At 67.2% G+C, this 22,272-nt stretch carries 18 protein-coding genes; 12 read left to right on the forward strand and 6 right to left on the reverse strand.

Annotation, left to right across the window (positions count from 1 at the left end):
* The 3 genes from VHD82_RS21605 (at position 1) to VHD82_RS21615 (ending at position 3,109) form a co-directional block, all read left to right on the forward strand.
* Complete coding sequence (locus tag VHD82_RS21605) at positions 1 to 1,044, forward strand: ABC transporter substrate-binding protein (protein WP_325706699.1); 1,044 nt, start codon at positions 1 to 3, stop codon at positions 1,042 to 1,044.
* A 91-nt stretch (positions 1,045 to 1,135) separates the two neighbouring features.
* Positions 1,136 to 1,825: a G1 family glutamic endopeptidase gene (locus VHD82_RS21610; RefSeq protein ID WP_325706702.1), complete on the forward strand. Its 690-nt coding sequence runs from the start codon at positions 1,136 to 1,138 to the stop codon at positions 1,823 to 1,825.
* A 12-nt stretch (positions 1,826 to 1,837) separates the two neighbouring features.
* Positions 1,838 to 3,109, forward strand: coding sequence for an aminodeoxychorismate synthase component I (locus VHD82_RS21615; RefSeq protein ID WP_325706705.1), 1,272 nt, complete (start codon positions 1,838 to 1,840; stop codon positions 3,107 to 3,109).
* Here the strand turns inward: VHD82_RS21615 and VHD82_RS21620 are convergent.
* On the reverse strand, positions 3,059 to 4,015 hold the full coding sequence (locus VHD82_RS21620; RefSeq protein ID WP_325706708.1) for an NADPH:quinone oxidoreductase family protein: 957 nt from the start codon (positions 4,013 to 4,015) through the stop codon (positions 3,059 to 3,061). The genes VHD82_RS21615 and VHD82_RS21620 overlap by 51 nt on opposite strands.
* Positions 4,016 to 4,087: 72 nt before the next feature.
* A complete protein-coding gene (gene rsmI / locus VHD82_RS21625; RefSeq protein ID WP_325706710.1) occupies positions 4,088 to 4,912 on the reverse strand; it encodes a 16S rRNA (cytidine(1402)-2'-O)-methyltransferase in 825 nt (274 codons plus the stop codon).
* 88 nt (positions 4,913 to 5,000) lie between these two features.
* Between rsmI and VHD82_RS21630 the strand changes: the two genes are divergently transcribed.
* Entirely contained in the window at positions 5,001 to 6,554 is a 1,554-nt protein-coding gene (locus tag VHD82_RS21630; RefSeq protein WP_325706713.1) for a dolichyl-phosphate-mannose--protein mannosyltransferase, read from the forward strand.
* Between the two features lie 370 nt (positions 6,555 to 6,924).
* On the opposite strand, the gene VHD82_RS21635 is transcribed toward VHD82_RS21630, so the two are convergent.
* The gene (locus tag VHD82_RS21635) at positions 6,925 to 8,649 is read right to left on the reverse strand and encodes a serine/threonine-protein kinase (RefSeq protein WP_325706715.1); all 1,725 of its coding nucleotides are present in this window, start codon (positions 8,647 to 8,649) and stop codon (positions 6,925 to 6,927) included.
* A gap of 611 nt (positions 8,650 to 9,260) precedes the next feature.
* Between VHD82_RS21635 and VHD82_RS21640 the strand changes: the two genes are divergently transcribed.
* The 5 genes from VHD82_RS21640 (at position 9,261) to VHD82_RS21660 (ending at position 15,123) form a co-directional block, all read left to right on the forward strand.
* Positions 9,261 to 11,138 (forward strand): propionyl-CoA synthetase, encoded by a 1,878-nt coding sequence (locus tag VHD82_RS21640; RefSeq protein ID WP_325706718.1) that lies wholly within the window; start codon positions 9,261 to 9,263, stop codon positions 11,136 to 11,138.
* A 15-nt stretch (positions 11,139 to 11,153) separates the two neighbouring features.
* Positions 11,154 to 12,104, forward strand: coding sequence for a MarR family winged helix-turn-helix transcriptional regulator (locus VHD82_RS21645; RefSeq protein ID WP_325706721.1), 951 nt, complete (start codon positions 11,154 to 11,156; stop codon positions 12,102 to 12,104).
* Between the two features lie 65 nt (positions 12,105 to 12,169).
* On the forward strand, positions 12,170 to 13,729 hold the full coding sequence (locus VHD82_RS21650; RefSeq protein WP_325706724.1) for a beta-N-acetylhexosaminidase: 1,560 nt from the start codon (positions 12,170 to 12,172) through the stop codon (positions 13,727 to 13,729).
* A 72-nt stretch (positions 13,730 to 13,801) separates the two neighbouring features.
* A complete protein-coding gene (locus VHD82_RS21655; RefSeq protein WP_325706815.1) occupies positions 13,802 to 14,611 on the forward strand; it encodes an SGNH/GDSL hydrolase family protein in 810 nt (269 codons plus the stop codon).
* Positions 14,581 to 15,123, forward strand: a complete 543-nt coding sequence (locus VHD82_RS21660; RefSeq protein ID WP_325706727.1) for a TetR/AcrR family transcriptional regulator — start codon at positions 14,581 to 14,583, stop codon at positions 15,121 to 15,123. The genes VHD82_RS21655 and VHD82_RS21660 overlap by 31 nt, the downstream gene beginning before the upstream one ends.
* A gap of 56 nt (positions 15,124 to 15,179) precedes the next feature.
* Here VHD82_RS21660 and VHD82_RS21665 read toward each other — a convergent pair whose 3' ends face one another.
* Both VHD82_RS21665 and VHD82_RS21670 read right to left on the reverse strand, forming a co-directional pair.
* Positions 15,180 to 16,553, reverse strand: coding sequence for an aminotransferase class I/II-fold pyridoxal phosphate-dependent enzyme (locus tag VHD82_RS21665; protein WP_325706818.1), 1,374 nt, complete (start codon positions 16,551 to 16,553; stop codon positions 15,180 to 15,182).
* Positions 16,554 to 16,577: 24 nt separating this feature from the next.
* A complete protein-coding gene (locus VHD82_RS21670) occupies positions 16,578 to 18,413 on the reverse strand; it encodes a heavy metal translocating P-type ATPase (RefSeq protein ID WP_325706821.1) in 1,836 nt (611 codons plus the stop codon).
* 63 nt (positions 18,414 to 18,476) lie between these two features.
* On the opposite strand from VHD82_RS21670, the gene VHD82_RS21675 reads away from it, so the two are divergent.
* The 3 genes from VHD82_RS21675 to VHD82_RS21685 are packed head-to-tail and all read left to right on the forward strand — an operon-like array spanning position 18,477 to position 20,802.
* Positions 18,477 to 18,845, forward strand: a complete 369-nt coding sequence (locus VHD82_RS21675; RefSeq protein ID WP_325706730.1) for a metalloregulator ArsR/SmtB family transcription factor — start codon at positions 18,477 to 18,479, stop codon at positions 18,843 to 18,845.
* On the forward strand, positions 18,842 to 19,336 hold the full coding sequence (locus VHD82_RS21680) for a PH domain-containing protein (protein WP_325706733.1): 495 nt from the start codon (positions 18,842 to 18,844) through the stop codon (positions 19,334 to 19,336). Before VHD82_RS21675 ends, VHD82_RS21680 begins: the two co-directional genes overlap by 4 nt.
* A complete protein-coding gene (locus VHD82_RS21685) occupies positions 19,333 to 20,802 on the forward strand; it encodes a PH domain-containing protein (RefSeq protein ID WP_325706736.1) in 1,470 nt (489 codons plus the stop codon). The genes VHD82_RS21680 and VHD82_RS21685 overlap by 4 nt, the downstream gene beginning before the upstream one ends.
* Here the strand turns inward: VHD82_RS21685 and VHD82_RS21690 are convergent.
* On the reverse strand, positions 20,770 to 22,239 hold the full coding sequence (locus VHD82_RS21690) for an NAD(P)/FAD-dependent oxidoreductase (RefSeq protein ID WP_325706739.1): 1,470 nt from the start codon (positions 22,237 to 22,239) through the stop codon (positions 20,770 to 20,772). The genes VHD82_RS21685 and VHD82_RS21690 overlap by 33 nt on opposite strands.
* Positions 22,240 to 22,272 lie beyond the last annotated feature (33 nt).

The raw sequence follows: 22,272 nt of genomic DNA on the forward strand, positions 1-22,272 counted from the left end.
ATGCGCTGGAAGAAGATCGCGGGCGTCGCGCTCGGGCTGGTCATGGTGGTCGCCGGGACGACGGCCTGCCGTGACTCGCGGACACTGAACCTCGGCGACGACGGCACACCGAAGATCAAGATCATGGTCGGCGGGATCGAAAAGGTGATCTACCTGCCCGCGATGCTGACCCAGCAGCTGGGCGGGTTCACGGCGCAGGGCGTAGACGTCGAGCTGCTGAACCAGCCCTCCGGCGCGAACGCGGAGACCGCGCTGCTGGCCGGGGACGTGCAAGGGGTCGTCGGGTTCTACGACCACACCATCGACCTGCAGGCCAAGGAGCAGTGCATCACGAGTGTGGTGCAGATGGCCAACATCCCCGGCGAGGCCGAGGTGGTCGCGACGAGCAAGGCGAACCAGATCCACGGCTCGAGCGATTTCGGCGGCAAGAAGCTCGGCATCACCTCGCTCGGCTCGTCCACCGACTTCCTGACGAAAGCGCTGGCGGGCAAGGCAGGCCTGACGTCCGAGAACTACACGCCGGTGAAAGTCGGCGCCGGGCAGACGTTCATCGCCGCGCTCAACAACGGCGGGATCGACGCGGGCATGACCACCGACCCGACGATCGCGCAGCTGACGAACACCGGCCAGGGCAAGGTGCTCTACGACCTGCGCACCGAGGCGGGCACGCGTGCCGCGCTCGGCGGGCTGTACCCGGCCACGTCGCTGTACATGAACTGCGAGATCGTCCACCGCTACCCGGACGTGGTGCAGAAGCTGGCCAACGCCTTCGTGTCCACGCTGCGCTGGATTTCCCAGCACAGCGCGGAAGAGATCGCGGCGAAGATGCCGGCTTCGTTCGCCGGTGGCGACGAGGCGCTGTACATCAAGTCGATCAAGGACAGCATCGGGATGTTCAACGCCGACGGCCGGATGGATCCCGCCGCGGCCGCCAACGCCCTGCAGGTGCTGACCAGCTACTCGAAGAACGTCAAGAACCACAAGGACAAGATCGATCTGGCGCAGACCTACACGACCGCGTTCGTGGACTTCGCCAAGAGCTGATCTCTTTACCTTTTCTTGACCGTTGCTTGTCCCGTCATCTTGAGACAAAAGTAGCTACTGGTCGGAAATATTCAAATCAATACTGGTAAGCATGAAAAATATTCTCGTCAGGAGTGCCAGTCTACTGAGCGTCGCCGTCGCCGTCACCGGTGCCCTTGCCGGGACCGCGACGGCGGCGCCGACGTTCGGTGCCACCAACTTCTCCGGCGGAAACTGGGGCGGCTACGTGAGTTTCGGTAGCTTCACCACCGCGACCGCGAGCTGGGCAGAGCCCTCGGTCACCTGCAACTCCTCTAACGACCTGTTCGCCCCGTGGGTCGGTATCGACGGGGACGGCTCGTCGACGGTGGAGCAGACCGGCGTGGCGACCGACTGCTCCAGCGGATCCCCCGTGTACCAGGGCTGGTACGAGATGTACCCGGCCGCGCCGGTGTACTACAGCAACCCGGTCAGCGCCGGTGACCAGATCACCGCGACGGTCACCCGCACCGGCAGCAGCAGCTACCAGCTCACGCTGAGCGACACCACCAAGGGCTGGACGAAGACGACCACGAAGTCGTTGTCCGCCAAGCATTCCTCGGCCGAGGCGATCATCGAGTCGCCGACCGACTCGTACCCGAACATCAGCGGCGGGATCAAGTTCACCGGGGTCAAGTTCGACGGCAACAACCTTGCGGACACCAGCCCGTCCGGGCTCGACGCCGACGACCGCGGTTCCTACACCTGGAGCCCCAGCTCGATCGCGTCCGACGGGACGGACTTCTCGATGGCCAGGCACTGACATAATGCCTGCATGCGGCTGACGCGCACCGAACTCACCGGAACGCGAACGCCCGGGGAAGTCCTGCGGCTACTGAGTGTGCGCGCACGCACGCTCGGGGTGGAAGTGGCCGCGCTGTGCGGAGACTGGTTCGGATCGCAGGCAGTGCTGGCGCCCGCGATCCGGACCGAGCCCTCCGAGCTGCCTCAGTTCGAGCGGTTCGACGGGCCGCCGGGCACTGTCGGCGGCGGCTGGTTCGGCTACCTCTCCTACGACCTGGCTGACCCGGCAGGCAGAGCCGGGTTGCTGCCGAAAACCGTGTGGGGCTGGGCCGATCACGTGCTCCGCCTGGACAGGGACGGCCGCTGGTGGTTCGAGGCCGTGGTGCCGGGCGAGCATCCCGACCCCGCGGAGTTCGAGGAACTGCTCTCCCAACCGGCACCCGAACCCGGCTGGCGGGCCACCATCCTCGATCGCCCGCTGCCGCACCACGACACCATCAAGGCCTGCGTGCACGCGATCGAAGCCGGGGAACTGTTCCAAGCCAACATCTGTACCCGGTTCACGGGCCGCTTCGACGGCGAGCCCGCCGCCTTGTTCGCGGAGGGCGTGCGCACACTCCAGCCGAGGCGAGCCGCCTACCTGTCCGGCGCCTGGGGCTCGGTGGTTTCGTTCTCGCCGGAGCTTTTCCTTTCCCGACAAGGGAATCATGTCCGATCCACACCCGTCAAGGGCACCCGGCCACGCCGTGGCCCCGAGGACGAGCACCTTCGCCAACAGCTTCGTGAGTCCACAAAGGACGTCGCGGAGAACGTTATGATCACCGACCTGGTCCGCAACGATCTCGGCCGGGTGTGCGCCGTCGGCAGCGTCACCGTGCCGGAGCTGCTCACGGTGCGGCCCGCCCCCGGCGTGTGGCACCTTGAGTCCACAGTGGAGGGAACGCTCGCCGCCGGTCGTACGGACGAGGATCTGCTGCGCGCCGCCTTCCCGCCCGGTTCCGTGACCGGCGCGCCGAAAATCCGCGCGCTGGACCTGATCGCCGACCTGGAATCCGCCGCCCGTGGCGTCTACACCGGGGCGATCGGGCTGGCGTCGCCGGTCGCCGGCCTGGAGCTCAACGTCGCCATCCGCACCTTCGAAATCCACGACGGCCGGATCGCGCTCGGAGTCGGCGGCGGGATCACCGCCGACTCCGATCCGCAGACCGAATGGGAGGAGTGCCTGCACAAGGCCGCTCCGCTGGAGGCGCTGCTAGCGGCGGGGATCCAGGATCAACTTCCCGACGGTGGCACGCGACCGTAGCGCTTCGTGCGCCTTGCGCGCTTCGGAGAGGCCGTACTCGCCGCCCGGGACGGCGCCGATCTTCCCGGACAGCGCGAGGTCGAACAGCTCAGCCAGCGCGGTCCCGTAGACGTTGCCGGGGAGGGTGAACACGTGCGGCAGCCACATGCCGGAGATGGTCGCCGAATGCCGCAACAGATTGCCCAGCTGCACGGGTTTCGGCTGCTGCCTGCTGGCCATCCCGTAGAACGCGAGCCTGCCGAACGGCGCGAGCGCGTTGATGCTCTGATCGGTCACCGGGCCACCGGTCATGTCGAGCACGATGTCCACCTGGTCGCCGTTGTTGGCTTCGCGCAACGCCTTCGTCATGTCGTCGGCGCGCGAATCCACCGCGACGTCCGCGCCGAGTTCCAGCGCCAGCTTGCGCTTCTCGGCACTACTGGCCGTCGCGATGACTCGGCCCGCGCCCCACGCCTTCGCCAGCTGCACCGCGATACTGCCCACCCCGCCGGCGGCGGCGTGCACCACCACGGACTCGCCGGGCGCCATGTGTGCGTTGCGCCGCAACAACAACCAGGCCGTGGTGCCCTGCACGATGAACGACAACGCGGTCAGATCGTCGACACCATCGGGCACCTCGAACGCCATCGCCTGCTCGGCCATAGCACGCTCGGCGTACCCGCCGCTGCCCAGCAGTGCGACGACACGTCGGCCATCGGCGGCGCGCCCGACCACCTCACCGCCGGGCACCAGCGGCAGCCGGCTCGGCGCGAGGTAGGTGTTCTCCGCCTGATGTGTGTCGGCGTAGTTGATCCCGGCGTGGTCGACCTCGATCAGCACCTGGCCCGCCGCGGCCTGCGGCTCCGGCAGTTCCACATTCTCGAGAACCTCCGGACCGCCGAACTCGGTCACTTGAACTGCTCGCATATCAGCACCCTACCGGTCGGTAATACCCGCCAGTGCAACGAAAACCTGTGTACTCGCCACAGCCCTCCGACGCTAGCTCCGACGGGCGGCGAGGACGGCGTCGTAGAGCTCCTTCTTCGAAACCCCGGCGAACTCGGCGACCTCCGCCGACACCGATTTGAGCCGCTCACCGGCGGCAACCCGCGAGGTGACCTCGGCCACGAGGTCGTGCACGCTGACCTCGGGCGCCCGCGCACCTTCGAGCACCACGGTGATCTCGCCACGCACGCCCTCGCCCGCCCACTCGGCGAGCTCGGCCATCGTGCCGCGCCGGACCTCCTCGTAGGTCTTGGTCAGCTCACGGCACACGGCCGCGCGACGGTCGCCGAACACCTGCGCGGCTTCGCCGAGCGTGGCCGCCAGCCGATGCGGGGACTCGAAGAACACCACGGTCCGCCGCTCCGTCGCCAGCTCGGCGAACCATTTCGCCTTCTCGCCGGCCTTGCGCGGCGCGAAGCCCTCGAAGCAGAATCGGTCACTGGGCAGCCCGGACAACGCGAGCGCCGTCGTGACCGCGGACGGCCCTGGCAGGCAGGTGACAGGCAGTTCCTCGGCGACACACGCGGCGACGAGCCGGTAGCCGGGATCGGACACACTGGGCATTCCGGCATCGGTGACCAGCAGCACTGTCTCCCCGGCGTGCAACGACTCCAGCAGCTTCGGCAGCCGGGCGGTCTCGACGTCCTCGTAGAAGCTGACCACCCGCCCGGCGGGCGTCACCTCCAGCGCGGCTGCCAGCGACCGCAACCGCCGGGTGTCCTCCGCGGCGATCACGTCGGCCTCCGCCAGCGCCGTGACCAGGCGTGCGGAGGCGTCACGGGTGTCACCGAGCGGGGTCGCGGCGAGGACGAGCGGCATGTCGCCAGCCTAGTGTCGGAAGCAGGGAGCGCCGGATTCGACGCAGGCTGGCACGGAACTCACCCGCGCCCCCCTAGGATCAACCCCCGTGACCGCACTGCTGACCCGTCCGCAGCCGGATCCGGTGGAGTCGCTGCGCCCGCCCACCGACCGCGAGGCGACGCTGCTCGGCCGGCCCATGCCCACCGACCGGCTGCGCGGCTGGGTGGTCACGATCGTGCTCGGGGTGCTCGCCGCGATCACCCGGTTCCAGAACCTCGGCTTCCCCACCGACGACGGCACCCCCGTCTTCGACGAGAAGCACTACACCCCGCAGGCGTGGCAGATGCTGCGCAACGGTGGGTTCGAGGACAACGCCGGTTACGAGCTCGTGGTGCATCCGCCGCTCGCGAAGCAACTGATCGCGCTGGGCGAGTGGATGTTCGGCTACAACGGCTGGGGCTGGCGCTTCAGCTCGGCCGTCGCCGGCACCATCATCGTGATCCTGGTGGTACGCGCCGCACGGAGGTTGACGCGGTCCACGCTGCTCGGCGGGGTCGCCGGCATCCTGGTCATCTGCGACGGCGTGCTGTTCCTGCAGTCCCGCATGGGGATGCTGGACATTTTCATCGCGCTGTTCTCCTTCGCCGCCTTCGCGTGCCTGCTCGTCGATCGCGACCAAGTGCGGCAACGCCTCGCCGTCGCGGTCCGGGAGGGCTGGGCCGACGAGTCCCCGTGGGGTCCCCGGCTCGGCTTCCGCTGGTGGCGCTTCGCGTCCGGCGTATGCGTCGGACTGACGTTCGCCGTCAAGTGGTCCGGGCTGTACTACATGGCCTTCTTCGGGCTGCTGATCGTCGGCTTCGACATCGCCGCACGGCGAGCGGCCGGCGTGCAACGCCCGTGGCTGGGCGCCCTGCGGCGGGACGTGCTGCCCGCGCTGTGGGCCCTGGTCGCGATTCCGGTGTTGTTGTACCTGGCCAGCTGGTGGGCGTGGTTTGCCAGCGAGTCCGCAACCGACCGGCACTACACCGAGATCAAGGACATCGCGCCCGGGTTCTGGGGCTGGGTCCCGGCGGGCCTGCGCTCGCTCGGCGACTACTCGATGAACGTGCTGCACTTCCACGAAACCCTGCTCACGCCGAAGAACGACCCGCACCCGTGGGAGTCGAAGCCGTGGACGTGGCCGATGGGCCTGCGCCCGATGCTCTACTACTACGAGTCAGGCAGCTCCACCTGCGGCAGCAACGATTGCGTGCAGGCGACGATGCTGATCGGCACCCCGGCCATGTGGTGGCTGGCGTTCCCGATGCTCGGCTGGGGCCTGTGGCGCTGGTTCTTCCGCTTCGACTGGCGGTATGCGGCTGTGGTGACCGCGTACTTGGCCGGGTACCTGCCCTGGTTCACCAACATCGACCGGCAGATGTACTTCTTCTACGCGACACCGATGGCCCCGTTCCTGGCGCTGGGGTTGACGCTCGGGCTGGGCCAGATACTGGGCAGCGCCCGCCGGGGCTTCGAGCGACGGGGCACCGGTCTGCTCGTCGTGGCTCTGTATGTGGGGCTGGTGGTCGCCAACTTCGCCTGGCTCTGGCCGATCCTGAACGGCTCGTCCATCAGCGGCGCCCACTGGCAGGCCGAACTGTGGTTGCCCTCCTGGCGCTGAGGTTCTCGACCCGGCAGGGCCCGGTCACCCACGCGCCGTCACCTACGCCCCATCAGCCCGCCCAGTCACCCGCGCACCGTCACCCACGCCCCATCAGCCCGCCCGGTCACCTACGCGCCGTCACCCACGCCCGATGAGCCCGCTCTGTCATCTGTGTCATCCAGCCTGCCCGATCAGCCCCGGTCATGCGCCCGCCGCCGGCCAGCTGCGTCGCCAGCGCCGTCGATCGGCTCCGCGTCCCTGCGCCAAGAGCCCGCTCCGTCACCGTCGCCCCCAGCAGCCCGCCCACCAGCCCGCTCCGGCACCCCGCGCCGCCAGCCGCCGCCCCCTCGCTCGCTCACAGTGAACCCGGCCGCGACTCCGTGCCTTTTCAGCCCCGCGGCGGCATCACCCGGGTGTTGGAGCGCTGCGGCTGCTGCCTCGGCACGATCCGCGTCACCGGACCGTCGGCCGACTTGCCCGACCTGGCCAGCCAGCCCTCCACCTCACGCCGCACCGCACTCAGCGTCGGACGGCGGCGAGGCTCGTTGTCCAGCGATGCGACCAGCAGCCGAGCGTGCGCCGAGCGCTGCGGCAGGTTGCTCGCCGGCTCCGCCCGCGCAGCCGCCATCAACGCGGCCATCGGCGTCTCCCGCGTGCCCCGCGGCGGGTAGCCGGAAAGCGCGTAACTCACCGTCGCGGCCAGCTGCCACGCATCGGAAGCAGGGCTCGCGGCGGCGCCCGCAGCCTGTTCGGGGGCAACGAAGTCCGGGGTACCGATCATCATCCCGGTCGCGGTCATCGTGGAATCCCCGCGGCTGCGCGCGATCCCGAAGTCGATCAGGTGCGGCATCCCGCTCGGGTCCACAATCACGTTCGACGGCTTGATGTCGCGGTGCAGCACGCCCTTCTCGTGTGCCGCGGCCAGCGCGCCCGCCATCGTCGCCCACAACCGTCCGGCTGCGACATCGTCGAGCGGGCCCATGCTGTCCACCGCCGTCGCGAGTGCCCGGCCCTCCAGATACTCCATGACCAGTGCCAACCCGTCCGGCTCTTCGACCAGGTCGTACACCCGGACGCAGTTCGGGTGGTTCACCATCGCCAGCGCCCGCGCCTCGCGGCGCATCCGCTCTTCGGTGTCCTGGTCCGGGGCGTGCGCGATCTTCAACGCGACCGTCCGGCCGAGCTGGTTGTCCACGGCCTGCCAGACCGTGCCGAACCCACCGTGCCCGAGCCTGCGGATCCGCCGGTAGCGTTCGCTGCCGTTGGACGTCGACCCAGGTGGCACCGGGACCGGCCCGGGCGCCGCGGCGAGCTGCTGTTGCGAAGGCGCCACTGCGGTCGGCGCATAGTTCTTCTGCGGTGCTGGCGGAGGTGGCGGGGCCTGTTGTGGTTGCGGCGCGGGCTCCGGCCTGCGTTCCGGCTTCGGCTTGTTGATCACTGCCCACGGCGGTGGGCCCACGATCGCCACCGCGATCAGGCCGAGCACGCTCATCGGCAGGAAACCGAGCCACAGGTGCACCGCGGTGTTCGCCTCGACGGACACGCTGAACACCGCGAACGCGACGAACGGCACCCACAGGATTCGGCCCGGCCACTTCTGCCCACGCCGCATCGCCGTGCGCGCCTGCAGAATCACGAAGAACAGCGAAGCCGCAGGCAAGCCGATCAGCGCGCCAAGGTAGTACCCGTAGGCGAGTTTGTTGCCCGAGGGGTAGAACAGCGTCTCGAACACGTTCTGCCCGCTGCCCAGGTAGTCACTCTGCTTGCCGATGAAGTCGCAGTAGCTGCGATTCATCGTGGACAGCTCGTTGGCCGAGAGTCCCGTCCCCTGTCCGGCGAACGCGGACCGGTAGATGTCGGAGATGCCGTTGAACAGCAGCCACGGCAACAAGAACACGACAACCAGCCCGACCGCCGCGATCACACCGAGCGTGACCGCGTCGTAGCGGTTACCCGTGAACTTGCGCATGATCGCCACGATCACCGCGCCCGCGACCGGGAAGAGTGCGACGAGTGCGCCGGCGGCGCTGGTCGCCCACACCCAGTCACCGGGGCAGAACCCCGGCTGGAACAGGGTGTGCGCGAGAGACAGCAACCAGCTTGCGAATGTCACCGGTGCCCCTCCTGCTCGGGTTTGTGGTCCCCCACCCTATTCGTCTCTTGGACGCTGGGCCCGACCGGCGGGTTGCGGTCGGATTCCAGGTCGTCAAACCACTGGTCGCGTCTCGTCCGCTCGCACGCGCCGGTCCGGTAGCACCACCGCGACGAGCAGCGCACTGCCTACCACCGCCGCGACCGCGACGACGGGGCTGTCACCAGTGAACCCGCCCGGGACTGCCGCGGCCACTCCCAGCACGATGACCAACACTATTGTTTTTTCAAGCTACCGTCAGTGCTCGCTCATACACGGATTGCAAAGGCGGGAGCCTCGTCGGCCACGGGGCCGGCGAACTCGCGAGCTGATCGATCACGGCACCGAACCCGCCTCACCCGGCCGGCGTTTCTGTCCAATCCGGACACCACGCCGCATGACCGGCGACGACCCAGGAGGCCGAGCCCGACGTCGTGCGCACTCGCTGGGACAAGATCAGAGCCTGTTGGGCCACGTTTGCGAGGTCAGCACCGCCGTCGCCGAAATCGGCGCCGCCATCCACCACCTGATCGGCAGCAGTTGAGCCAGAATAAGAGAGCACCGGCTCGACGACGAGGAGGGACTGAGTTCTCATGGGTACCTACGCCGAGGAGTACCAGCGCAGCCTGACCGATCCGGAAGGGTTCTGGCTGGACGCGGCCAAGGCGATCGACTGGGTCCGTGAGCCGTCCAGAGCGCTCGACTCGAGCGGCGCGCCGCTCTTCCGGTGGTTCCCGGACGGAGAGCTGAACACCACCTACAACGCGCTGGACAGGCACGTCGAAGGAGGCCGCGGCGAGCAGGCAGCCCTTATCTGGGACTCGCCCGTCACCTCCACCACGCGGACCTATACCTATGCGGAGCTGCGCGACGAGGTCGCGCGGTTCGCGGGCGCGCTGCGCTCGCTGGGGGTGGACAAAGGCGACCGGGTGATCATCTACATGCCGATGGTGCCCGAGGCCGTGATCGCCATGCTCGGCTGCGCGAGGATCGGCGCGGTGCATTCGGTGGTATTCGGCGGGTTCGCCCCGAAAGAGCTGGCCGCCCGGATCGAGGACGCCAAACCGAAGGCGATCATCGCAGCATCCTGCGGGATCGAACCTGCGCGCGTCGTCGAGTACAAACCGATTATCGACGCCGCGCTCGACGCGACCACCCATCAACCTGGCAAAGTCGTTGTGCTGCAACGAGATGCATCCCGAGCCGAACTCGGGCCGAGGGACGTGGACTGGCAGGAACTGATGGCCGGGGCGGCCCCGGCCGACCCGGTACCGGTTGCCGCCACCGACCCGCTCTACATCCTCTACACGTCGGGCACCACCGGAAAACCCAAGGGCGTTGTCCGCGACACCGGTGGGCACGCGGTGGCGCTGGCCTGGTCGATGGGCGCGATCTACGACATCCAGCCCGGCGACATCTGGTGGACGGCCTCCGACGTCGGCTGGGTCGTCGGCCATTCCTACATCGTCTACGCCCCGCTGCTGATCGGTGCGACAACCCTGCTCTACGAGGGAAAACCGGTCGGCACTCCGGACGCGGGCGCGTTCTGGCGGGTGATCGCGCAGCACCGGGCCAAGGCACTGTTCACCGCGCCGACCGCGTTGCGAGCGATCAAACGAGTTGATCCGGATGCTGGCGAACTCGCCGGACATGACCTCTCGAACTTCGAGACCTTGTTCCTCGCCGGCGAACGGCTCGACCCGGAGACTTATCACTGGGCGCACGAAAAACTCGGTACTCCCGTGATCGATCACTGGTGGCAGACCGAGACCGGATGGCCGATCGCCGCGAATCTCCGCGGCCTCGAACCCTTGCCCGTCAAACCCGGCTCGGCCACCGTGCCCGTGCCGGGTTACGACGTGCGGATCCTGGATCAGTCGGGCACCGAACTGCCAGCAGGCCAGGAGGGCGCCATCGCGATCAAACTGCCGTTGCCGCCGGGGACACTGCCCACGCTGTGGGGTGACGACGACCGCTACATCGAGGCGTATCTCTCGCGCTACCAAGGGTTCTACCTCACGGGCGACTCCGGTTACCTCGACGAAGACGGCTACCTGTTCGTGATGGGCCGGACCGATGACGTGATCAACGTAGCCGGTCACCGGTTGTCCACCGGCTCGATGGAGGCTGTACTGGCCGCGCACCCCGCTGTCGCGGAATGCGCGGTAATCGGCGTGCGCGACCAGCTCAAGGGCCAGCTGCCACGAGGATTCGTGGTACTCAAGGCCGGGGTGGAGATCGAGGAAGACACACTACGGGAAGAACTCGTCGCCGCTGTCCGGCGGGACATCGGCCCGGTTGCCGCGTTCCGCCAGGTGTCCATTGTGGACGCGTTGCCGAAAACCCGCTCCGGCAAGATCCTGCGTAAGACGATGCGCGGGATCGCCGAAGGCAGGGACGAGCCCGTGCCGTCCACCATCGAAGATCCGGCTGTTCTCGACACACTTCGGGACATCCTGCAAACCCCCTGATTTTCCGGCCGCGACGTGCATGTTCGTAGCCGCGTGGCAGACTGTTGCCATGGATATTATCTCCATGTACAGTATTTGTCCATGGAGGCAATGACGGGTTACCTGATGTGGCGAGTCTCGACGAAATGGCGCGCCGCCGTGGACAGGGCCGTCGCACCATTGGGGTTGACACATGCCCAGTTCTCCGTACTCGGCGCTTTGAGCGGCCTCGCCCGCAGCGGACAGCGGCCAAGGCAGCGTGAACTTGCCGACTACACGGGCCTGGAGCCGATCTTCGTGTCGAAACTGGCCCGAGCACTGGAGAAATCGGGGTTGGTCGAGCGACCAGCCGACCCGGACGATCCACGCGCCGTCCGGGTCACCCTCACCGAACGCGGACACGAGGTCGCCACCACAGCGATCGACCTGGTGCACAAGGTGCACGCCGAACTGACCGAGCCGATCGGCGGTCCGGAGGCGCCACGCACCCGCGACCTGCGCGAAACCCTGCTCGACCTACTCGGCGAGCACACAGCCATCCAGCACGAAAGCGGAGAAACCATGACCAGAACATTCAACGGCCGCGAGATCAACGCTGCCGCCGTTGCCACGAGAGGAATCCTCGACGACCTGCTCGCCAAGGCCGGGCTGAGTTTCGCAGACTGGGCTGCACTGCGCGCGGTCGTCTCGACACCTGCGACCCGGGTCGACGTGGTCCACAGAACCGCTGCGCAAGGGGTGATCATCGAGCTCGACGCCGAGTATGCGCTGGACACCTTGAAAAACACCGGCCTGGTCCAGTCCACCGGCGAAGAAGTCGCGCCGACCACCAAAGGGATTGAGCTGTTCGAGCGAATCACGGTCGAAAGCGCCCGCGCCGGTGACCAGCTGTTCGATGGTATCGACGAGTCGGAAATCCTGGTCGCACAACGAGTTCTGCGGCAAGTCACGGAGCGTGCGACAGAGGTCCGCGCTCAGCTCGCATGATTGCGCATCAGAGATGATTGGTCTATACCTTCAGGGATCCGCTCCCCTGCCAATCGGAGTGCCCGATGCGTAGACGCGTATCCCTGGCCGCCCTGCTCGGCGCGGCCCTACTTGCTGTCACCACACTGGCCCAACCCGCGTCCGCGACGCAGGTCGTCAAACAGCTCACCGATGTCGTCCCGATTCCCGTACAGGCAAAACCCAACCCCCGGAGCGATTTCACGCTCACTTCGACCACAGTCATCACAGCCGATCGCGGTGCCGCCCAGGTCGCCGATTACCTCGGTGGGTTACTACGTCCCTCCACCGGATATCGACTGCCGGTGGTCTCGCAGGCGCGCTCGTCGGCGATCCAGCTGGAACTCGGTCCGACCGCGCAGGTCGGCGATCAGGGCTACCAGCTCGACGTCGCGAAAAAGAGCGTGACCATCCGCGCGAACACGAACGAGGGGTTGTTCGCCGGAGTACAAACCCTGCGCCAATTGCTACCGGCTTCGATCGAGTCGAAGACGGTGCAGCGCACCCGCTGGGTGGTGCCCGGTGGGCAAATCGTGGACTACCCCCGGTTCGGCTACCGCGGCGCGATGCTCGATGTCGCCAGGCATTTCTTCACCGTCGACCAGGTGAAGCTCTACATCGACCAGATCGCCCAGTACAAGATCAACCGACTACATCTCCACCTGGCCGACGATCAGGGCTGGCGGATCGAGATCAAGAGCTGGCCCAGGCTGGCGACCTACGGCGGCAGCACCGAGGTCGGCGGCGGCACAGGCGGCTATTACACGCAAGAGCAGTACAAGGACCTGGTGGCATACGCGGCGTCACGGCACATCACGATCATCCCCGAGATCGACATGCCGGGGCACACCAACGCCGCGCTCGCCTCGTATCCCGAGTTGAACTGCGACGGGGTGGCGCCACCCCTCTACACGGGGATCGACGTGGGTTTCAGTTCGTTGTGCGTCAACAAGGAGATCACGTACAAGTTCCTCGACGACGTGATCGGCGAACTGGCGGCCATGACCCCGGGGAAGTACTTGCACATCGGCGGGGACGAGGCACAGGCGACCACGCCGGGGGATTACCGGATGTTCATGAGCCAGGTACTGCCGCTGGTGGCCAAACACGGAAAACTCGCGCAGGGCTGGCACGAAATCGCCGAGGCGGACCCCGCGGTCACCGCTGTCCCGCAGTTCTGGGACACCGACGGGCAGGATGACGCGACCGCCGCGGCAGCGGCACGGGGCAACAAGATCCTGATGTCCCCGGCGAACAAGGCCTACATCGACATGCAGTACAACGCGAACAGTCCGCTGGGCCTGCATTGGGCCGGCTACGTCGAGGTGCAGGATTCCTACAACTGGGATCCGGCCACCACGGTTCAGGGCGTCGGAGAACAGTCGGTCGCCGGCGTCGAAGCACCGCTGTGGTCGGAAACCTTGATCACCAGCGACAACATCGAGTACATGGCGTTCCCCCGGCTCGCGGGGATCGCCGAAATCGGTTGGTCTCCCCAGCCCAGCCATGACTGGAATTCCTACCGGGCGCGGCTCGCCGATCAAGGTCCGCGCTGGACCGCGGAAGGGATCGACTTCTACCGGTCACAACAGGTGGACTGGAAGTAGTCCCCGTAGACACTGTCTACCGCTCTTTGATAAACAGGTCTCCAAGGTGAACAACGCATGACGGAGACCCGAATGGCGTTCAAACGATTCGTCGCACTTGGCGACAGCTGCACCGAGGGGCTACATGACCTGTACCCCGGCAGCAAGCGGTATCGCGGCTGGGCTGACCTGGCCGCGACCACCCTCGCCGCGGCCGAGCCCGGCCTCCGGTACGCCAACCTCGGCGTTCGGGGGCGGCGGCTCGACCAGATCATCGTCGAGCAGGTCCCGACGGCGCTGGATCTGCAGCCCGATCTGATCGCGCTGTTCGGCGGAGCCAACGATGTGATGACAAGGAACTTCCGGGCCGAGGTTGTGGCCAAACGGGTGGACGCCGCAGTCCGGATCCTGACGAGGGCAACTCCCGCTGTCGCCGTGTTCACCTTGAGCGACGTGTCCAACCGGGTGCCCGGATTGCTGCGCATCCGGCCCCGGCTGGAAGCGCTCAACGAGGCGATCCGCGCGGCGGCGCACAAATACGGTGCTCTGCTCGTGGATCTGGCGGACGAGGACGTGACCGATCTGCGCTACTTCGGGCCGGACAGGCTGCACCTGTCCGAAGCAGGACACCGCAGACTGGCAGCACATCTGCTGGGCAGGCTCGAGATTCCGTTCGACCCGGCTTGGCTGCAACCGTTACCGGGCGAGCCGCTGCGGCCTGGGCTGCTGGCGCACGCCCGGTGGATGTGGCGGGAGGTGCTCCCGGTTGCGATGACCCGCACTCGGAACTGGTTCGTCGGCCGTTCGCCAGGCGACGGGTTCACCGCGAAACAACCGGAACTACTACCTGTTCTCGCCGATGAAATGAACCCGTGGATCTCAGCAATCCCCGGCAACGCCTGATCTCCAGCGCGGTCACGCTGCTGGCCGAGGAGGGCGTCGAGGCGGTCACCCTCAGACGGATCGCGCGTGTCGCGGGCGTTTCCCACGGCGCCCCGTTGCGCCATTTCACCGGGCGGGCGGAGCTTCTTTCGGCCGTGGCCAGCGAGGGGTTCGCGGAACTGGGCGAGGCCGAATTGCCGGCGGCCACACCGCACGAACGGTTGCTCGCAGCATGCCGGCAGTACCTGCATTTCGCGCAGCGCAACCCGGCGATGTTCGAGCTGATGTTCCGGCACGACCTGGTCGACACCAATGAGCTTGCCGAGGTCAACGACGCGGTACTCACTCGGTTCAGCGAACTGGTGCGGGCCGCTCAGGCCACCGGTTGGCGTGCGGGCGTGGACACGCGCTCGCTCGCGACCTCGTTGTGGGCCGCTCTGCATGGCTTGGCCGAGCTGTGGCTCTGGGGTGGCCTGGCCAAAGGCGAGGTGGACACCACGCTCGACGTCACTCTCTCCGCCTATCTCGGCTAAGGCAGCGAGTGCGGACAAGGAATTCGAGCTGCGGAAGGAGCAACCACTTCCCGCCGTCAGGCACCAGGCAGCGCCGCCCGGATCGCCCGCCAGGCCTGATCGACGTGTTCGACCGTGGTGGCAGGTGCGCCGATCGCCATCCGAAGTAGCACCTGGTCGGCAACCTTGGTGTGACTCAGATACAGCGCACCGGAGTCGTTCACCTTCTCCATCATCGCGAGCGTCTGCTCCGGCGAAGTCCGAAGTGGACGAAAGCAGACCAGTCCGAACGGATGGTGCTCCCACAGCAGGAAGTCCGGGTCGGCAGCCACCAGTTCGGCGAACCGTTGCGCGAGCGACACGCCGGCCCGGATGTGCGCTCGCAGGCCTTCCGCGCCGTACCAGCGGATCACCGACCACAGTTTGAGCGCCCGGAACCGGCGCCCGAGCGGCACCTGCCAGTCCCGGTAGTCGATCACTTGCCCGGACTCACTCGCCTGATTGCGCAAGAACTCAGGCAGGATCGAGAGCGCGTCGATCATCGGACGGCGATCGCGCACCCACAACACGCCGCAGTCGAAGTTCGTGAGCAGCCATTTGTGCGGGTTGGTCGCATAAGAGTCGGCATACTCGGCGACACCGTCGTTGATCCACCGAAGTTCCGGGCAGATCGCGGCCACCCCGGCGTAGGCCGCGTCGATATGCAGCCAGACACCGAACTCGCGGCACACGGCTCCGATCTCGCGGACGGGGTCGATCGCAGTCGTGGATGTCGTACCGACCGTCGCGCACACCAGGGCGGGTTTTCTGCCCGCCGCGACGTCCTCGGCGATCAGTGCATGCAACAGCACCGGATCCATCGCGAGCGTGTCCGGGGCGACGTCGACAACACACACCTCGCTCCCTACGATCCGGGCGGCCTTTTCCAGGGCTGAATGTGTTTGCGAGGACACGTAGATTCGCCCGGGCCTGCCGCTTTTCCGCAATGCCGCCAACACGGCGACCAACGCCGCACTGGAAGCGGAATCCTGAATCACGCCGCCTGCCACGCCATCGGTGCGGAAAGGCAAGCCCAGCAGTTCGGCCAACCAGTCGGCGACAACGGTCTCGAGTTCGGTGCATGCCGGGCTCGTCGCCCACACCATGCCCTGCACTCCCAGGCCGGCGGACAACAGATCACCGAGAATCGCCGGGCCACTGGCATTCGCCGGAAAATATGCGAAGAAGCTCGGATGCTGCCAGTGCGTGACGCCCGGAAGGATCACCTGCTCCATATCGCGCAGCACATTCTCGTACGGCTCGCCCTGTTCCGGCGGATGCGGCGGCAGCATCGAACGCACGTCCCCCGGCTTCGCCTGCGACCGCACCGGCTGCGACTCGATATCCTCCAGGTAGTCGGCGATCCAGTCCACGACCTGCTTCCCGTACCGGCGGAACTCCTCCGGCGACATGTGCCCAGCCATCCGCCCAGCTGATCAGGCCACACCGGTTTTTCGCAAGCGCGGCTCAGCCCACGCCGAGCCGCGCAACAACCGCAACCCATTGAGCGCGACCACGATCGTCGAACCTTCGTGTCCGGCGACTCCCAGCGGCAGCGGCAGAGTGCCGAGCAGGTCCCACGCCACCAACCCCACGATGAAGGTCGCCGCGATCCCCAGGTTCGCCAGCACCATCCGACGGGCACGCCGGGACAAGCGGATCACCGCGGGCACGGTGGTCAGCTCGTCATGCACCAGCACGGCATCTGCTGTTTCCAGCGTCAAGTCCGAGCCTGCGTGCCCCATCGCTATGCCGACGTGGGCGGCTGCAAGGGCAGGCGCGTCGTTCACGCCGTCGCCGACGACCACCACCCGGCCATCAAGCGCCCGGACAGCGGCGACCTTGTCCTGCGGGAACAGACCTGCACGGACATCCTCGATGCCCACCTCGTCGGCGACCCGCTGGGCGGCCGCCGGCCCGTCACCGGTCAACAGCACAGGCGCAAACTCCCGCAGCGAAGCCATCGTCTCTCGCGCGTCCGCGCGCACTCGATCGGCGAGGCTGATGGTGCCCGCCAGTTCGTCGTCGACGTACAGGGCCACGACGGTGCAGCCATCGTCAACGGAATCGACGGGGCGCCCTACGGAGACCCGCCTGCCATCGACCAACGCGCTGACGCCCAGCCCGGGTATCGACGAGAAATCGGTGGCAGCCAAGGGCGCGAGCCCACGTTCCGCGGCCTCCGCGACGATCGCGCGTCCCAGCGGATGCTCACTCGGGTACTCCACGGCCGCGGCCACCTGCAACACCTCGTCGGTCGCTTCCACAACCTTCGGAGTGCCCTCGGTCAGCGTTCCGGTTTTGTCGAACGCCACCCGCGTGGTGCCGCCGAGCTGCTCCATCACCACGGCCGATTTCACCAGCACGCCGTGCCGCCCCGCGTTGGCGATCGCGGACAGCAGCGGCGGCATCGTCGCCAGCACGACCGCACAGGGTGAGGCGACGATCATGAAGGTCATCGCGCGCAGCAATGTCTCCTGCAGAGCCGCCCCGAAGACCAACGGTACGAAGAACAACGCCAGCGTCGCGAGCACAACGCAGACGGAGTAACGCTGCTCGATCTTTTCGACGAACAACTGCGTCTTCGCCTTTGTCGCGGATGCCTCCTCGACCATCGCGACGATGCGTGCCACCACCGTGTCCGAAGCCGCGCGAGTGACTCGCACCCGTAGCATCCCGGTGCCGTTGAGCGTGCCCGCGAAGACTTCGTCGCCCACGGCTTTCGGCGCCGGCACCGGTTCCCCGGTGATGGACGACTGATCGGCCGCACTGGCCCCGTTGACGACTTCGCCATCCGCGGCGATCCGCTCCCCCGGCCTGATCAGCACGACGTCACCGACTGTCAACGATGCCGCATCGACAATCCGTTCGGAGCCGTCCACCAGCAACGTAGCCCGATCCGCAGTCAGGTCGAGCAACCCTCGCACTGAGTCGGCCGTCCGTTGCATCGCCACGGCTTCGAGGGCCCCCGACGTCGCGAAAATGACGATCAGCAAGCCGCCATCGAGCACCTGTCCGATGGCCGCCGCGCCGAGAGCCGCGACGACCATCAGGAGGTCCACGTCGAGCGTCTTCGCCCGCAACGCACGCAGCCCTGCGATCAGCGGTTCCCAACCGCCGGTCACGTAACAGGCCAAATACAGCGGCCATGCCGCGCCGGCCGCGAGCTGCACCGCGACGGCAGCCAGGAAGAAGACAACCGACAGCGCCGCCCACCACACTTCGGGCAGCATCCGCCGACTCACGGCTGGGCGTTCCAGGATGGAAACCATGCCATCGAGCCTACAAGAACAAATGAAGAGGTCTACATATGTTCCTGAATTAGGATGGGTTGCGTGGGTCACGGAGTCGAAGACAGGGGCACGCCTGTCGCATCGCTGGACGCGGAAAGCGCGGCCACGGTCGCCGCGACCCTGCAGGCACTCGCCACGCCGAGCCGACTGCTGATACTGACCCGGCTACGGCAAGGCCCGTGCTCGGTCGGCGAGCTGGCCGAAGCCGTCGACATGGAGCAGTCCGCGGTGTCGCATCAGCTCCGGCTGCTGCGTAACCTCGGCCTGGTCGCCGGGCAGCGCACCGGCCGCAGCATTGTCTACAGCCTTTACGACAACCACGTGGCGCTCCTGCTGGATGAGGCGATCTACCACATCGAGCACCTTCGGCTCGGGAAACCGGACCGGCCTGCTGGCAAAGTGGTGATGTGACCGAACCAGTGCTGGACCTTCGCCCGCCGGCGAATCTGGTCGACAAACGAGCAGTGCTGTTCTGGACCACGCGAGCGGCCCTCGGCTGGCTGGTCGTGCTGGTCGTCGAAGTGGTGTGGCTGCTGCTGGCCAAGGGCGGCACCAGCCTGATCGTGGTGCTGATCGTGACGGTCCTGGTCGCCGCCGCCCACCTGATCGTGATGCCGCAATGGCGTTACCGGGTGCACCGCTGGGAGACCACGCAGCAGGTCGTCTACACCCAGTCCGGCTGGTTCAACCAGGAACGGCGAATCGCCCCGGTTTCGCGGATCCAAACGGTGGACACCGAGCGCGGCCCGCTCGAGCGGCTGTTCGGGCTTGCGAACCTGACGGTCACCACGGCTTCCGCGCGCGGGCCCGTACACATCCATGGGCTGAACCTGGAAATGGCCCAACGGCTGGCGGCCGAACTGGCCACCCTCACCCAGACCAGCGCCGGTGACGCCACATGACCGACCTCCCGTGGCACCGGCTGAGCCCGAAGATGCTCGCCGTGCATCCGGTGCAGGAGGCCATCCGGTTCCTGCCGGTGCTGATCGGTGTGCTGTTCATCGGCCGCCACGGGCAGGGCCACATCTGGAGTTTGATCGGGCTCGGCCTGGCGATCGCCGGCGGGTTGCTGCGCTGGTTCACCACCACCTACCAGATCACCCCGACACACGTGCGCGTGAAGCGTGGGCTCCTGCGGCGGCGCGAATTATCCGTTCCCCGGGACCGGGTGCGCTCGGTGGACCTGACCGCACATCCGATGCAGCGGGTGCTCGGGCTCAGCCGGGTGGTGATCGGCACCGGCCGTTCGGACCGCAGCGACGAGGGCGTGACCCTGGATGCGCTCGCCTCAGTCGAGGCGGCGCGACTGCGGGAAGAACTGCTCCGGCGCACAGAACACGTTGTCACCGAAGAGAAGCCTGCGCAGACGGAGCTTCTGCGCCTCGCCCCGGCTTGGGTTCGATACGGGCCCTTCACACTTTCCGGCATCGCGACCATCGGTGTCGTGGTGGGCTCGCTGGCCAATCTCTTCAATGAGACGCACCTCGATCCGGACGAGTTCGGCCTGCTGAACTCGGTTATCGGCCAACTGTCGGCGGCGCCGCTCGCGTTGGCCGTCCTGGAGGTCACGCTCGTCGCCGCCGTGCTGGTCGCCGTGCTGTCCGTGATCGCTTACATCCTGGCGTTCTGGAACTTCCGGCTGGTCCGTACCGAAGGCACCTTGCACGTCACCCGCGGCCTGCTCACCACCCGGTCGACAACGATCGAGCTGCGCCGGTTGCGCGGGGTCGAGATCAGCGAACCGCTGTTGCTGCGAGCCGTCGGCGGGGCCCGCTGCATGGCGATCACCACCGGCCTGCGTGCCGGGCGTGGCGCCGAGCACGGCGGTTCCGTGTTGCTCCCGCCAGCGCCACTGTCCGAGGCCAAAAGGGTTGCCGGCCAGGTGACCGGTTCGGCTACACCGGCGGGACAGGAACTGATCCGGCACGGACGCACGGCCCACCGTCGTCGTTACACACGCGCTTGCGCCTTCGCCGCGATCGTCACGGGCGCGCTGCTTTTGTTGTGGTGGCTGGCGAACTGGCCGGCCTGGACCTGGCAGACCTCCTTGGTGCTCTTTCCCGTCGGCGCTCTCCTGGCCGAGGACCGGTTCCGCAACCTGGGGCACGCGCTCACCGAAAGACGACTGGTGTTCCGTCACGGCAGCTTGTTGCGTCGCCGCTATGTGCTCTCCTGCGACGGCGTGATCGGCTGGGTCGTACACCGGTCGTTCTTCCAGCGTCGAGCAGGCTTGGTGTCGTTGACCGCGACAACCGCTGCGGGAAGACAGCACTACACCAACGCCGACCTGCCGCAGGCCGAAGCGGTCGCACTGGCAGACGCCGCCGTCCCTGGCTTACTGACGCCGTTCCTCATCCGGCGCGAGTGAGGGCATTTCGCGGATACCGAACTCGTTGCGCAGCACCGATTTCGCCGCGAAGTACCCACACATGCCGTGCACACCCGGGCCGGGTGGCGTGGCCGCCGAGCACAGGTAGACGCCGCTGAGCGGGGTGCGGTACGGATTCCACCGCGGCACCGGCCGGGCGAGCAATTGCCGCAGATCCACCGCACCCGCGGCGATATCGCCACCGACGTAATTGGCGTTGTACTTCGCGAACTCCGGTGCGGTCGTGCTGTGGGACGCCAGCACGGTGTCGGTGAACCCTGGTGCGAACCGCTCGATCTGGCGCCGGATCAGTTCGGTCGGATCGACCGGATTCCCATTCGGCACATGGCAATACGCCCATACCGGTCGCTTGCCGGGCAGTCCCCGTCCCGGGTCCGCGACCATCGGCTCGGAGAGCAGGACGTAAGGCTGGTCCGGAATTATCCCTCGGGTGACGGCGGTTTCACTCGCGTAGACGGTGGCTTGATCGCCACACACATGCACCGTCCCAGCCCGGCGCAGTTCCGAGTTGGCCCACGGGATCGGTTCGGAAACCAGGAAATCCACCTTCGCCACCGCCGGACCATAACGATAGGAGCGCAGTGCCCGCACGTAACCCGGCGGCATCCACTCCGCCGCGAGGTCGAGAAAACCACGCGGCCCCATGTCCAGGAGTACCGCCCTGGCGTCAGCGAGTTCCCGGATGTCGTCGATGGGGCTACCGGTGTGCAGAATGCCGCCGTGGGAAAGGAAATCCTCGACCAGCGCGCCCGCGATCCGGACACTGCCGCCCTGCGGTAGCGGCCAGCCGGTCGTGTGCGCGAGGTGTCCCAGCAACAGGATGATGGCGCCTGCCGACAGACTCGGCAGCCTGCCGATGGAATGCCCTGCGATGCCGGCGAGCATCGCGCGGGCTTCCTCACTGCGGAAGGCATGGCGGGCCAAAGCCGTGCCCTCCGACAGAATCCGCGATGGCAGCGCCCGCAAGGCGGCCGGATCGGTCGGTAACCTGCGCTGATCGGAGAACAACGCATCCACAACACCCTGGCTGCGCTCGATGAGCGGGAGCATGAACCGCCGGTACCGCGGACCGTCCACGCCGAGCCCCTGACATGTCCGATCCAGACTTCGGTAGGCAAGCCCGGCCCGACCACCGTCCAGTGGGTGCCCGTAAGCGATCTCAGGCTGGCACAGTTCCACTCCCCGGCTGGGAAGATCGAACTCACGGAAGAACCGGCCCGCGGCAGCGAGCGGATGCACGGCGGAACACATGTCGTGCACGACATCTCGGTCGAACAATGTCTTTGAGCGCAGTCCACCGCCGAAATCCGGCGCGCTTTCATGGATTTCGACCCGGAGCCCGGCGCGCGCCAGGATGACCCCGGCCGCGAGCCCGTTGGGCCCGGTGCCGACCACGATCGCATCACTGCCCGCCATGACTCCACTATCACCGTGTCGCGGGGCAGGTGC

Origin of the sequence: Amycolatopsis sp. (assembly GCF_035546795.1) — a bacterium.
Taxonomy (GTDB): Bacteria; Actinomycetota; Actinomycetes; order Mycobacteriales; family Pseudonocardiaceae; genus Amycolatopsis_E.

Excerpts from the sequence above, each read along its gene's own strand:
- VHD82_RS21605 (WP_325706699.1), top strand. The coding sequence starts at position 1 with ATGCGCTGGAAGAAGATCGCGGGCGTCGCGCTCGGGCTGGTCATGGTG.
- VHD82_RS21610 (WP_325706702.1), top strand. The coding sequence starts at position 1,136 with ATGAAAAATATTCTCGTCAGGAGTGCCAGTCTACTGAGCGTCGCCGTC.
- VHD82_RS21615 (WP_325706705.1), top strand. The coding sequence starts at position 1,838 with ATGCGGCTGACGCGCACCGAACTCACCGGAACGCGAACGCCCGGGGAA.
- VHD82_RS21620 (WP_325706708.1), bottom strand. The coding sequence starts at position 4,015 with ATGCGAGCAGTTCAAGTGACCGAGTTCGGCGGTCCGGAGGTTCTCGAG.
- rsmI (WP_325706710.1), bottom strand. The coding sequence starts at position 4,912 with ATGCCGCTCGTCCTCGCCGCGACCCCGCTCGGTGACACCCGTGACGCC.
- VHD82_RS21640 (WP_325706718.1), top strand. The coding sequence starts at position 9,261 with ATGGGTACCTACGCCGAGGAGTACCAGCGCAGCCTGACCGATCCGGAA.
- VHD82_RS21650 (WP_325706724.1), top strand. The coding sequence starts at position 12,170 with ATGCGTAGACGCGTATCCCTGGCCGCCCTGCTCGGCGCGGCCCTACTT.
- VHD82_RS21655 (WP_325706815.1), top strand. The coding sequence starts at position 13,802 with ATGGCGTTCAAACGATTCGTCGCACTTGGCGACAGCTGCACCGAGGGG.
- VHD82_RS21665 (WP_325706818.1), bottom strand. The coding sequence starts at position 16,553 with ATGTCGCCGGAGGAGTTCCGCCGGTACGGGAAGCAGGTCGTGGACTGG.
- VHD82_RS21670 (WP_325706821.1), bottom strand. The coding sequence starts at position 18,413 with ATGGTTTCCATCCTGGAACGCCCAGCCGTGAGTCGGCGGATGCTGCCC.
- VHD82_RS21685 (WP_325706736.1), top strand. The coding sequence starts at position 19,333 with ATGACCGACCTCCCGTGGCACCGGCTGAGCCCGAAGATGCTCGCCGTG.
- VHD82_RS21690 (WP_325706739.1), bottom strand. The coding sequence starts at position 22,239 with ATGGCGGGCAGTGATGCGATCGTGGTCGGCACCGGGCCCAACGGGCTC.